General features: G+C 65.2%; 17 protein-coding genes. 13 read left to right on the top strand and 4 right to left on the bottom strand.

The annotated features are described in order from the left end of the window. Positions 1–43: 43 nt before the first annotated feature. The 3 genes from sucC to K3551_RS01555 all read right to left on the bottom strand — a co-directional run bounded on the left by sucC (position 44) and on the right by K3551_RS01555 (position 2,917). Positions 44–1,237, bottom strand: coding sequence for an ADP-forming succinate--CoA ligase subunit beta (gene sucC / locus K3551_RS01565; RefSeq protein ID WP_259919410.1), 1,194 nt, complete (start codon positions 1,235–1,237; stop codon positions 44–46). Positions 1,238–1,468: 231 nt separating this feature from the next. Beyond that, positions 1,469–2,431 carry a malate dehydrogenase gene (gene mdh / locus K3551_RS01560; protein ID WP_259917129.1) on the bottom strand — a complete coding sequence of 321 codons (963 nt, stop codon included), beginning with the start codon at positions 2,429–2,431 and terminating at the stop codon, positions 1,469–1,471. A 156-nt stretch (positions 2,432–2,587) separates the two neighbouring features. Continuing rightward, the gene (locus tag K3551_RS01555; protein ID WP_259917127.1) at positions 2,588–2,917 is read right to left on the bottom strand and encodes a hypothetical protein; all 330 of its coding nucleotides are present in this window, start codon (positions 2,915–2,917) and stop codon (positions 2,588–2,590) included. A 271-nt stretch (positions 2,918–3,188) separates the two neighbouring features. Between K3551_RS01555 and K3551_RS01550 the strand changes: the two genes are divergently transcribed. Genes K3551_RS01550 through K3551_RS01530 form a run of 5 tightly spaced genes read left to right on the top strand, consistent with a single transcriptional unit; the run spans position 3,189 to position 6,560 of the window. After that, the gene (locus K3551_RS01550; RefSeq protein ID WP_259917125.1) at positions 3,189–4,052 is read left to right on the top strand and encodes a CoA ester lyase; all 864 of its coding nucleotides are present in this window, start codon (positions 3,189–3,191) and stop codon (positions 4,050–4,052) included. A gap of 3 nt (positions 4,053–4,055) precedes the next feature. Continuing rightward, positions 4,056–4,613, top strand: coding sequence for an NnrU family protein (locus K3551_RS01545; RefSeq protein ID WP_259917124.1), 558 nt, complete (start codon positions 4,056–4,058; stop codon positions 4,611–4,613). After that, positions 4,613–4,819 (top strand): DUF1737 domain-containing protein, encoded by a 207-nt coding sequence (locus tag K3551_RS01540; RefSeq protein ID WP_259917122.1) that lies wholly within the window; start codon positions 4,613–4,615, stop codon positions 4,817–4,819. The genes K3551_RS01545 and K3551_RS01540 overlap by 1 nt, the downstream gene beginning before the upstream one ends. Next, entirely contained in the window at positions 4,816–5,841 is a 1,026-nt protein-coding gene (locus tag K3551_RS01535; RefSeq protein ID WP_259917120.1) for a MaoC family dehydratase, read from the top strand. The genes K3551_RS01540 and K3551_RS01535 overlap by 4 nt, the downstream gene beginning before the upstream one ends. Before the next feature lie 38 nt (positions 5,842–5,879). Continuing rightward, entirely contained in the window at positions 5,880–6,560 is a 681-nt protein-coding gene (locus K3551_RS01530; protein ID WP_259917119.1) for a DUF4344 domain-containing metallopeptidase, read from the top strand. On the opposite strand, the gene K3551_RS01525 is transcribed toward K3551_RS01530, so the two are convergent. Further along, complete coding sequence (locus K3551_RS01525; protein ID WP_259917117.1) at positions 6,561–6,899, bottom strand: DUF3140 domain-containing protein; 339 nt, start codon at positions 6,897–6,899, stop codon at positions 6,561–6,563. 209 nt (positions 6,900–7,108) lie between these two features. On the opposite strand from K3551_RS01525, the gene sdhC reads away from it, so the two are divergent. Genes sdhC through K3551_RS01485 form a run of 8 tightly spaced genes read left to right on the top strand, consistent with a single transcriptional unit; the run spans position 7,109 to position 11,528 of the window. Beyond that, positions 7,109–7,492: a succinate dehydrogenase, cytochrome b556 subunit gene (sdhC, locus tag K3551_RS01520; protein ID WP_259917115.1), complete on the top strand. Its 384-nt coding sequence runs from the start codon at positions 7,109–7,111 to the stop codon at positions 7,490–7,492. A 9-nt stretch (positions 7,493–7,501) separates the two neighbouring features. Continuing rightward, positions 7,502–7,873 (top strand): succinate dehydrogenase, hydrophobic membrane anchor protein, encoded by a 372-nt coding sequence (gene sdhD / locus K3551_RS01515; RefSeq protein ID WP_259917113.1) that lies wholly within the window; start codon positions 7,502–7,504, stop codon positions 7,871–7,873. Positions 7,874–7,884: 11 nt separating this feature from the next. Continuing rightward, complete coding sequence (gene sdhA / locus K3551_RS01510) at positions 7,885–9,696, top strand: succinate dehydrogenase flavoprotein subunit (RefSeq protein WP_259917111.1); 1,812 nt, start codon at positions 7,885–7,887, stop codon at positions 9,694–9,696. 4 nt (positions 9,697–9,700) lie between these two features. After that, complete coding sequence (locus tag K3551_RS01505; RefSeq protein WP_259917110.1) at positions 9,701–9,907, top strand: hypothetical protein; 207 nt, start codon at positions 9,701–9,703, stop codon at positions 9,905–9,907. After that, positions 9,904–10,200 (top strand): hypothetical protein, encoded by a 297-nt coding sequence (locus tag K3551_RS01500; protein ID WP_259917108.1) that lies wholly within the window; start codon positions 9,904–9,906, stop codon positions 10,198–10,200. The genes K3551_RS01505 and K3551_RS01500 overlap by 4 nt, the downstream gene beginning before the upstream one ends. Continuing rightward, positions 10,197–10,424 (top strand): hypothetical protein, encoded by a 228-nt coding sequence (locus tag K3551_RS01495; RefSeq protein WP_259917106.1) that lies wholly within the window; start codon positions 10,197–10,199, stop codon positions 10,422–10,424. The genes K3551_RS01500 and K3551_RS01495 overlap by 4 nt, the downstream gene beginning before the upstream one ends. Continuing rightward, complete coding sequence (locus tag K3551_RS01490; RefSeq protein WP_259917103.1) at positions 10,421–11,221, top strand: sulfotransferase domain-containing protein; 801 nt, start codon at positions 10,421–10,423, stop codon at positions 11,219–11,221. The genes K3551_RS01495 and K3551_RS01490 overlap by 4 nt, the downstream gene beginning before the upstream one ends. Further along, positions 11,211–11,528: a hypothetical protein gene (locus tag K3551_RS01485; RefSeq protein WP_259917101.1), complete on the top strand. Its 318-nt coding sequence runs from the start codon at positions 11,211–11,213 to the stop codon at positions 11,526–11,528. The genes K3551_RS01490 and K3551_RS01485 overlap by 11 nt, the downstream gene beginning before the upstream one ends. Positions 11,529–11,531 lie beyond the last annotated feature (3 nt).

Below are 11,531 nucleotides of genomic sequence, written 5' to 3'. Positions count from 1 at the left end.
CCGTCCACTGGACGGTCCGCCTGCCTATGGCAGGTTCGTTCGCTCACCCCTTCACAGCCTTCACGATCTTCTGTGCGCCGTCCTTCAGGTCATCGGCCGCAATCACATCGAGGCCGGATTCATTGATGATCTTCTTACCCTGCTCGACGTTCGTGCCCTCCAACCGGACAACCAGCGGCACTTTCAGGCCCACCTGTTTGACCGCGGCGACAACGCCTTCGGCGATGACGTCGCAGCGCATGATGCCGCCGAAGATGTTGACCAGGATGCCCTTCACCTGCGGGTCGGAGGTGATGATCTTGAAGGCTTCGGTCACCTTTTCTTCGGTGGCACCGCCGCCGACGTCCAGGAAGTTTGCAGGCTCGGCACCATACAGCTTGATGATGTCCATCGTCGCCATAGCCAGGCCCGCGCCGTTGACCATGCAGCCGATTTCACCATCCAGCGCGATGTAGTTCAGGTCGAACTTGGACGCGGCGAGTTCCTTGGGGTCCTCTTCCGTTTCGTCGCGCAGCTCGGCGATGTCCTTGTGGCGGTAGATGGCGTTGCCGTCGAAGCCGACCTTGGCGTCCAGCACCTTCAGGTCGCCCGTGTCGGTCACGATCAGCGGGTTGATTTCCAGCATCTCCATGTCCTTCTCGGTGAAGGCCTGGTAGAGTTGTCCCATCAGTTTGACGCACTGCTTGATCTGCGCGCCTTCCAGTCCCAGCGAAAACGCGACGCGGCGGCCGTGGTAGGGCTGGAAGCCGGTGGCGGGATCGACCGAGAAGCTGACGATCTTTTCGGGGGTCGATGCCGCGACTTCCTCGATGTCCATGCCGCCTTCGGTCGAACAGACAAAGCCGATGCGGCTGGTCTGACGATCGACCAGCAGGGCCAGGTACAGTTCGCGCGCGATGCCGGAGCCGTCTTCGATGTAGATGCGGTTGACCTGCTTGCCCGCCGGGCCGGTCTGATGCGTGACCAGCGTGTTGCCGAGCATGGCCTTGGCTTCGTTCGCGGCTTCTTCGACCGACTTGGTCAGGCGCACGCCGCCTTTTTCACCGGCCTCGGGTTCCTTGAAGGAGCCCTTGCCGCGGCCGCCCGCATGGATCTGTGCCTTGACCACCCAAAGCGGGCCGTCAAGCTGCCCGGCGGCGTTCTTGGCGTCGGCGGCCTTGGTCACGGCAACGCCTTCGCTGACGGGGGCACCGTAGTCGCGCAGAAGGGCCTTGGCCTGATACTCGTGGATGTTCATCGGATGCGTCCCCGCTGGTCGGTTCATGGGTCGCCCTTCGGACTGGCACGACGAAACCGGCATGGGAACAGAAATCGCTATGAATTCCGCGAATGCGGTGGAAAAATTGGCCAGTGTGATCACAGGCTGCGAATGTGTGATCACAAATCTGGAAACCCTCCGTTAACCGTTAGCGCCAACGCAAGAAGCCCCGCCAAGGCGGGGCTTCTGCAGGGGTGAGTCGGTCTGGGATCAGGCGAGCGAGCTGTCGATGCCCTTGCAGGCCTCGACCAGGCCTTTCACGGCGTCGACGGACTTGTCGAACATCGCCTGCTCGTCGCGGGTCATCTTGATATCGACAATCCGCTCGATCCCGCCGGCACCGATGATGGTCGGAACGCCGACATACATGCCGTTCAGGCCCAGCGCGCCATCCACGTAGGCAGCGGCGGGCAGCAGCCGCTTCTGGTCCTTCAGGTAGGCTTCGGCCATTTCGATGGCCGAAGAGGCGGGCGCGTAGAAGGCAGAGCCGGTCTTCAGCAGGCCCACGATCTCTGCGCCGCCGTCGCGGGTGCGCTGCACGATGGCATCCAGGTTTTCCTGGCTGGTCCAACCCATTTCGACAAGGTCGGGCAGCGGGATGCCGCCAACGGTGGAATAGCGCACCAGCGGCACCATCGTGTCGCCGTGGCCGCCCAGCACAAAGGCGGTGACGTCGCGCATGGAGACGTCGAATTCTTCGGCGAGGAAGTGACGGAAACGACCGGCGTCAAGGACGCCCGCCATGCCGACGACCTTTTCATGCGGCATGCCCGAGAATTCGCGCAAGGCCCAGACCATCGCGTCCAGCGGGTTGGTGATGCAGATGACGAAGGCGTCGGGGGCGTTGTCGCGGATACCTTCGCCGACGGCCTTCATGACCTTCAGGTTAATGCCCAGCAGGTCGTCGCGCGACATGCCCGGCTTGCGCGGGACACCGGCGGTGACGATGCAGACGTCTGCGCCGGCGATGTCGGCATAGTCGCTGGAGCCTTTGAGCTTGGCGTCGAATTTCTCGACCGGGCCCGATTCGGCGATGTCCAGCGCCTTGCCCTGAGGCACGCCGTCCTGGATGTCGAAGAGGACGATGTCCCCCAGTTCCTTGATCGCAGCGAGGTGGGCGAGCGTGCCGCCGATTTGTCCTGCGCCGATAAGGGCGATCTTGGGTCGGGCCATGATATGTCTCCGGTGTAACGGTTCGTGAGTCCGCGCATGGGCTACCCCCGGAGACGGGGGGGGCGCAAGTGTGCTGCGCGTGCACGGTTGCGCAAACACCAGACTGTGAGGCGCGCGCGCAGGGCCGCAAGACCGGGACCCGACGTCCGCAAGGCGTTAGGATTCCATGTCCGCGAGATGGCTGAGGTCGTCCATCCGATCCTCCCACGCCTGACCGGAGGCGACGAGGCAGGTGTTGCCGTCGGGCAGGGTGATCGTGATCGTCCAGCTGCCGGAGGCATCGGAGGCAAAGACCTCCACCACGCGATTCTGTCGGGCCAGGCCGATCCCGCGCCGGGTTTCGCCAAAATGCGATGACAGCCGTTCGACGACCGTCCCCCTGGGCCCGCAGTTCTGTGGGTTTGCCTTGGCCGGCAGGGTCAGAAGCGTCAGCAGAAGCACCGTCAACCCGATCAGGGAGCCGTTGAGTTTCTGGGTCTTGGTCATGGCACGTTCCTTTCGTGATCTGGGACCTGCCGATGACCAGAGACAGCCGGGCGGCAGGCCTCTGGTCGTCGGTGGTCCGGACGGTGCCCGGCTTCGACGTGGATGAAGAAAGGCTGCCACAAACCCCCGAACAAATGATTAACGCGCCCATGTCCCCGTTCGCGCCGCAGGGCAGCAGGCGCGTCCGCAACAAAATTCCGCAATGCAGCATTGAGACTTGCCAAACATTGCGCCTCATGGTCCAAGTTCCCCGCAGATATCGGAGACCCCCATGACCAATGCCCGCCCCTACCGCTCCGTTCTCTATATTCCCGGATCCAAGGATCGGGCGCTCGACAAGGCCCGAACCCTGCCGGTCGATGCGATCATCTTCGACCTGGAAGACGCCGTCGCCCCGAACGAAAAAGTCAATGCTCGGGGCATCTTGGCCGATGCGCTGGCGCAGGGTGGCTATGCCCCGCGCGCCCGGATCGTGCGCGTCAACGGGGCCGATACCGCCTGGGGTGCCCAGGACGTGGATGCCTTTGCCGGTGCAGATATCGAGGCGATTCTCTTGCCCAAGGTAAATGGGGCCGCAGATGTTGCCGCAGTTGCGAAGAAACTGGATGACGCCGGATCTGCCGCCACGGTCTGGGCCATGATGGAAACGCCGGAGGGTATTCTGAACGCCGCCGAAATCGCCCGTGCGCCCCGCATGGGGGGATTCGTCATGGGCACGAATGACCTGGCCAAGGACCTGGGGTGTCGGACCCGCGCCGACCGTCTGCCGATGATGTTCGCGCTGCAGACCTGCCTAGCCGCCGCGCGTATGGCAGGGATTCCCTGCATCGACGGGGTCTACAACGCCTTCAAGGATGACAACGGGCTGCACGCCGAATGCGAACAGGGCCGCGACCTGGGGATGGACGGCAAGACCCTGATCCACCCCGCGCAGATCGCCATCGCAAATGCCGCCTTTGCCCCCACCGAAGCCGAACTCGACCTGGCGCGCCGCCAGATCGCCGCCTTCGAGGCCGCAATGGCCGAAGGGCAGGGCGTCGCGGTGCTGGATGGCAAGATCGTCGAGAACCTGCATGTGGACACCGCCCGCCGGACGCTGGACAAGCAGGAGGCAATCGCCAAGCTGGAGGGCTGAACCATGGGCTATCTTATGATCGTGCTGGGGGTCGGCCTGTGGGCGGGCGCGCATGTCTTCAAACGGGTCGCCCCCGACCGCCGGGCCGCCATGGGCGAGGCCGGCAAGGGGGCCGTGACCGCAGGGGTGGTCGTGTCGATCTTGCTGATGATCTTCGGCTATCGCTGGGCCCCGTACGATCTGCTTTGGGCGCTGGGGGCTTGGGTCTATCCGGTGAACAATCTGGCGGTTCTGCTGGCCTTCTACCTTTTTGCCGCCTCGGGCGCGAAGACGCGAATCACCCGCCTTATCCGCCACCCGCAGCTGACTGCCTTTGCGATCTGGGCGGCGGCGCACCTGTTGGCGAACGGGGATGTCGCGTCGTTGCTGCTGTTCGGGGGGCTGCTGATCTGGGCGCTGGCGGAAATCGCCCTGATCAACCGGGCCGTTCCCGATTGGACCCCGGCGCATCCGGTGCCCGTCAAGAAAGAGGTGACGGCCGCCACAGTCGCGCTCGTCCTTTTCGTCGTCGTGTTCCTGATCCACGGCTGGGTCGGCCCGTCGCCTGCGGGGCTGGGCTGATGGCGACACTGTACCGATTGCTCACGTCCGAGGATTCCTCGGCCTTTTGTCACAAGGTCACGGATGCGCTGGCCAAGGGGTGGGTGCTGCACGGATCGCCTTGCTACGCCCATGATCCGGTCGCGGGCGTCATGCGCTGCGCTCAGGCGGTGACCAAGGACGTGGACGCCGACTATCACCCCGACATGAAACTGGGACAGCAATGACCAAGACCAACGCAGGCCGCTTCTTTGAGGATTACACGCTGGGCGAGGTGATTCGTCACGCCGTCCCCCGCACCCTTGCCGAGGGAGAGCGGGCGCTGTATCACGCGCTTTATCCGCAACGGTTCGCGTTGCAGTCCTCGGACGCTTTTGCGTTGACCTGTGGGATGGACGGCGCGCCTCTGGACGATCTGATCGTGTTTCACACGGTGTTCGGCAAGACGGTGCCGGACGTGTCGTTGAACGCGGTCGCCAACCTGGGCTACGCCGAGGGGCGGTTCCTGAAGCCGGTCTATGCCGGTGACACCCTGCGATCCGAAAGCGAGGTCATCGGCCTCAAGCAGAATTCCAATGGGAAATCAGGGGTGGTCTGGGTCCGCACGACCGGTTTCGATCAGATGGACGAGCCGGTGCTGAGCTATGTGCGCTGGGTCATGGTGCGCAAGCGCGACCAAGCGCAGGCCGCCCCCGAAGCGGTCATACCGACCCTGGAGGAGGTCGTGTCCATCGACGATCTGGCCGTGCCCGAAGACCTGACCTTCGAGCACTACGACTTTGACCTGGCCGGAGAGCGGCATCGCGCCGCCGATTACCGCATCGGAGAGATCATCGACCACGTCGACGGCACCACGATCGAAGAGGCGGAGCATATGCTGGCCACCCGGTTGTGGCAGAACACGGCCAAGGTGCATTTCGACGCCACCCACCGCGAAGACGGCAAGCGGTTGATCTATGGCGGCCACGTCATCAGCCTGGCGCGGGCGCTGTCGTTCAACGGGCTGGCCAATGCGCAGATGATCATCGCGATCAATGGCGGGGCCCATGCGAACCCCTGTTTCGCGGGCGATACCGTGCGGGCCTGGTCCGAGGTGCTGGACGTGGCCCAGGTCCGGCCCGGCATCGCCGCGCTGCGCCTGCGGTTGGTGGCGACGCGCGGGGCTGCGGGGGCGCTGCGGGGCGAGGATGGGAAATACCTGCCCGATGTTCTGCTGGACCTGGATTATTGGGCCTTGATGCCCGCCTGACCCTTGCGTCGCGTCGGATGCTGCGCGTTGATGGCGGGATGTTGCGTTTTGCCGTTCTGTTTTGCCTGCTGGCCACGCCGCTTCGTGCGGACTACGTGCTCAGCAACCTGCGGCTGACGCTGTATCATGAGGTCGGGCACGCGGTGATCGACCAGATGCAGGTGCAGCCCTTCGGCCCCGAAGAGACGGCGGCAGACGGATTTGCGATGCTGCTGGCCCACCGCCTGCACAGCGAGACGGAGCTGCGGCGCATGGTGCAGGACGCGACCCGCCTTGCGCGGGCCGAAGCCGAAAACCTGCTGTTCGACCCCTGGGATGAATACATGACCGGGCCGCAGCGGCTGGCTCATGCGATCTGTCTCTACTATGGGCTTCGGCCCGACGTGCGGGGACCGGTGGCGCGCGCGCTTGGCATGCCTGCCGAATCCGAGGACGCCTGTGTCGCCCGCGCCGAGGTTGTGGCCGCTGCATGGGCCCCTGTCCTTGCCCGCATGGCCCCCGGAGGCGGTCGCAGTCTACAGCCGGAAAGAATCGGCAAGACGCTGCGCCTGTTGGCCAAGGACATCGACCGGCTCAACGGGCACCTGACCCTGCCGCGCCCCGTTCCGGTGCAGGTCGCCAGTTGCGGCGAGGACAACGCCTATTACTATCACGGCGACGAACGCATCCTGTTCTGCACCGAAATGCTGAAGGCGCTGCGCCGGTCGGCCCGCCGCTAGTCAGTCCGCCAGGGGATCGTGGCCCCAGTTCATCAGCGAATAGCGCCAGGCGGACTGTTCGACGTCCCCTTCCGGGCCGTTCTGGGCGGTGTGTCGTTTGATGTAGGCCACGACCTTGCCCATGTGGTCCCAATCGGCCTCGGTCAGGTCGGCCTTGTTGGCGCGCTTGATCTCGACGATCCGTTTGCCGGACTTGTGTCCCGTCGACTCTCCGTCGCCGTCATCAGATCCGACCGATCGGCTTTCGTCGGTCTTCAGCCAGTCTGCAATCTCTTGCGGGGCCATGTTGACCATGTCCCGCCATTCGTCCCAGATCTGATCGCGCGATTTGCTCGACATTGCTGCCTCCGTCCTTGTGTCAGGGGGCAACCCGCGATCTTCGGGCCGGTTCCTGTGATCACACATCGCGAAACCGTGATCACAAATCGCCACCGTTAGCGCCAAATATTGACCTGCGACCCTCCGACCCCGTGACACCGGTGGTGAAATCGCTAGGACTATAGAGCGAAGACCAGACCCAAGACTTCCAGACCGGAAAGGAGCGTCGCATGGCCGACGTCAACCGGGGCAATCGACCCCTGAGCCCGCACCTTCAGGTGTATCGCCCGCAGCTGACCTCCATGACCTCCATCCTGACGCGGATCACCGGCAACGCGCTGATCCTCGCGGGGCTTTTGATCACCTGGTGGTTCGTGGCCGCCGCCGCCGGGCCCGAGGCCTTTGCCACCGCCGACGCGGTGCTGACGTCGTGGTTCGGCAAGCTGGTGTTCCTGGGGTCGATCTTTGCGATCTGGTATCACCTGCTGGCGGGGTTGCGGCATCTGGTCTGGGATCAGGGCTATCTGCTGGACATCGACTCGGCGGAAAAACTGGGCATCGGGATCATCATCGCCTCGGTCTGCCTGTCGCTGTTCACGATTATCATTCTGTAAGGGGGTCGCATGGCTTATCTGACCGACCGCAAGCGCGTCGCGGGCCTGGGTGCCTCTGGCGCGGGCACGACACATCACTGGCATCAGACGCTGCTGTCTGCCGCGCTGCTGATCCTTGTGCCGCTGTTTCTGTTCACGTTCGGGGCGGTGCTTGGTGCCCCCTACGAGGAAATCGTGGCCTATTATTCCCGCCCCTGGCCCGCGCTGATCGCGCTTTTGACGCTGACCGTCGGCTGGGTGCATTTCGCCAAGGGTGTGCAGGTCCTGATCGAGGACTACGTGCCCGGCACGGCGCGCAAGATCGCGATCGTCGCCACCACCTGCATCAGCTACGCCGCAGCGCTGGCCAGCGTCTACGCGCTCGCCCGACTGGCGCTGTAAGGAGAATTCGAATGGCTGCTTACGAATACGAGACCCACGAATACGACGTCGTCGTGGTGGGCGCCGGCGGGGCCGGTCTGCGCGCCACGCTGGGCATGGCCGAGCAAGGCCTGCGCACGGCTTGCGTCACCAAGGTGTTTCCGACCCGGTCCCACACCGTCGCCGCGCAGGGGGGCATTGCCGCCTCGCTTGGCAACATGGGCCCCGACAGCTGGCAATGGCACATGTACGACACCGTCAAGGGGTCGGACTGGCTGGGTGATACGGACGCCATGGAATACCTGGCGCGCGAGGCACCCAAGGCGGTCTATGAGCTGGAACACTACGGCGTGCCGTTTTCGCGCACCGAAGAGGGCAAGATCTATCAGCGGCCCTTTGGTGGCCACACCACCGAATACGGCGAAGGCCCACCCGTTCAGCGCACCTGCGCCGCGGCCGACCGCACCGGCCACGCCATTTTGCACACGCTTTATGGTCAAAGCCTGAAGGAAAAGGCCGAGTTCTTCATCGAGTACTTCGCCATCGACCTGATCATGTCCGATGACGGTCAGTGTCAGGGCGTTCTGTGCTGGAAGCTGGACGACGGCACCCTGCACCTGTTTTCGGCCAAGATGACGGTGCTGGCCACCGGCGGTTACGGCCGCGCCTATTTCTCGGCCACCTCGGCCCATACCTGCACCGGCGACGGCGGCGGCATGGTGGCCCGCGCGGGCCTGCCGCTTCAGGATATGGAATTCGTTCAGTTCCACCCCACCGGCATCTACGGCGCCGGTTGCCTGATCACCGAGGGCGCGCGGGGCGAGGGCGGGTATCTCACCAACTCCGAAGGCGAGCGGTTCATGGAACGCTATGCGCCGACCTACAAGGACCTGGCGTCCCGCGACGTGGTCAGCCGCTGCATGACCATGGAAATCCGCGAAGGCCGCGGCGTCGGGGCCGAGGGGGATCACATCCACCTGAACCTGTCGCACCTGCCTGCCGAGACGCTGGCCCTGCGCCTGCCCGGTATCTCCGAATCGGCGCGCATCTTTGCTGGTGCCGACGTGACCAAGGAACCGATTCCCGTGCTGCCCACGGTGCACTACAACATGGGCGGCATTCCCACGAACTACTGGGGCGAGGTGCTGTCCCCGACCGAGGGCAACGACGATGCCGTCGCGCCGGGCCTGATGGCCGTGGGCGAGGCGGGCTGTGCCTCCGTGCATGGCGCGAACCGTCTGGGGTCCAACTCGCTCATCGACCTTGTGGTCTTTGGCCGGGCCGCCGCGATCCGCGCCGGTCAGGTGGTCGATCCCTCGACCCCGGTGCCGACGCCGAACCAGCGGTCGGTCGAAATGGCGCTCGCCCGCTTTGACGGCCTCCGCCACGCACGCGGTCAGGTCGCCACCGCCGAGTTGCGCCTGGAGATGCAAAAGACGATGCAGGCCGACGCCGCCGTGTTCCGCACCTCCGATACGTTGGCCCAGGGCAAGGAAGCGATGGAGGGGATCGCCGGCAAGATGTCCGACGTCGCCGTCACCGACAACACGCTGATCTGGAACTCCGACCTGATGGAGACGCTGGAGCTGGCGAACCTGATGCCCAACGCCGTCGCCACCGTGGTCGCCGCCGAGGCGCGCAAGGAAAGCCGGGGTGCCCACGCGCACGAAGACTTCCCCGATCGCGACGACGAAAATTGGCGCAAGCATTCGCTGACCTGGTTCAAGGGAGACGAGCAAAAGGCCAGCCTGGGCTATCGTGGGGTCCACCTGACCCCGCTCAGCAGCCATAACGAAGGCGGGATCGACCTCAAGAAGATCGCGCCCAAGGCTCGGGTTTACTGAGCCGATGGCCCGTCGGGATGCCATTCGGGCGGGGGGGCTGGCCGTTGCGCTGACCCTGTCCGCCTGCATGCCCAGCGGGCCGGAGGCCCGGCGCGCCGCCTATCTGGATTGCGCCCGTGATCAGGGTTTGACCGTGCGCGACGGCACCATCGTGACCCGATCCGCCGAGGATCTGGCCCGGCTTGACACCTGCGAGGCGCTGCCGCGATGATCCGCGCGCTTGCCCTGCTGCCGTATCTTCAGGCCTGCGCGCCCGTGCCTGTGACGCCCGAACGGGCCGACCGGTTGTGTCGCGCCGAGATGGCGCAGGCCGATGGTGTCAGCGGCTCCGTCGGGGCCGGGATCGGGTCGGGCGGACCCGTGGCCAGCGGGCGCGTCACGATTACCAACCGCATACTCAACCCCCAGTCGGAGGAGGATTTCCTCGCCGACTGCATCGCGCGCCGCACGTCCGGCGCACCGGCCCCGAAGACAGTCGGCATCACGCTGGGCGGGCGCACATGAGAGCCGCCTTTCTGGTCCCGTTCCTTCTGGCAGGGTGCAACACCCTGAGCAGTGGACCCGGTGCGGCAGATTTCGTCGGTGCCGACGTAGAGGTGACGCCCGGTCTCGCCTCCTGCGTGACGGCCATCGGCCGGCCCGATCTGGCGGTCGATCCCAGTGGCCCGATGTCCAACCAGGAAATCGAGGATCTGCTGGCCTGCACCGCAGAGCGGGCAAGCCGATGACGCAGCTGATTGCCCCCCGCGTGTTCTGTGTCGGAACCCATCACAAGACCGGGACGCTGTGGATGCGGGCCGTGTTCCGCAAGCTGGCGGGCTGGATGGGCGTGGCGGAACGGGTGGTCTATCCGTCGGTGCGCGCCAACGTCATCCCGGACGGAGAGCGGATCTTTCTGTTTTCCTGGTCGTCCAATTTCCGCCGGACGATCCTGAACCGCCCCGATACCCGCACCCTGCACGTGATCCGCGACCCGCGCGATGTGCTGCTTTCGGGCGCGCGGTACCACCTGCATGCCGGCGTGAAGGGGGAGCAATTCCTGCACATCCCGCGCGACGATCTGGGCGGCCTGACCTATCAGGAACACCTGAACGCCCTGCCCAACGAAGAGGCGCGACTGCTGTTCGAGATGCGCGAGAAACACGCGCAGACCCTGGCCGAGATGCTGGCCTGGAACTACGCCCGCCCCAACGGGATCGAGGTTCGCTACGAGGATCTGATCGCCGACACTTCCTGCGAGGGGTTCCGCGAACATCTGCGCACCCTGGGCCTGACCGAGGCGGAGGCCGCCAAGGGGGCCGATATCTTCTGGGGCAACGCGTTGTTCGGGGGGCTGGCCAAGCCCGAGGATCGGGTGGAACGGGTGGCCCGGCACGTCACCTCCGGCAAACCCGCGCAATGGCGCACCCGCCTGCCGCGCTCCGTGGCCGAGGTCTATGCCGAGGAATACGGTCCGGCGCTTGTGCATCTGGGCTACGAAGACCACCCGACCAACTGGGTCGAGGAGGTGCGCCATGCGGCCTAGCCTGTTGTTCCTGCCGCTGCTGCTTGCCGCCTGCAACAGCGGGATCGGCACGGATCTGACCCGCGAAGCGGCCCGTGCGACCGTGCGCCCTGTGCTGGCCGACCGGTTTCCCGGCGTCCCGCTGGAACCCGCCACCGATTGCATCATCGACAACGCTACGGGCGAGGAAATCATCACCCTCGCCGGGGCCGCCGCCACACGGAACGATCAGACCGCCGCGCGCGTCGTGGGCGACATCGCCCGGCGTCCCGCAACCATCCAATGCATCGCGACCCAGGGTCTGCCGGTGCTGCTAGACACACTCTGAGAG

This window comes from Jannaschia sp. M317 (assembly GCF_025141175.1).
GTDB lineage: Bacteria > Pseudomonadota > Alphaproteobacteria > Rhodobacterales > Rhodobacteraceae > Jannaschia.
This window is presented reverse-complemented; position numbering and strand designations above follow the sequence as displayed.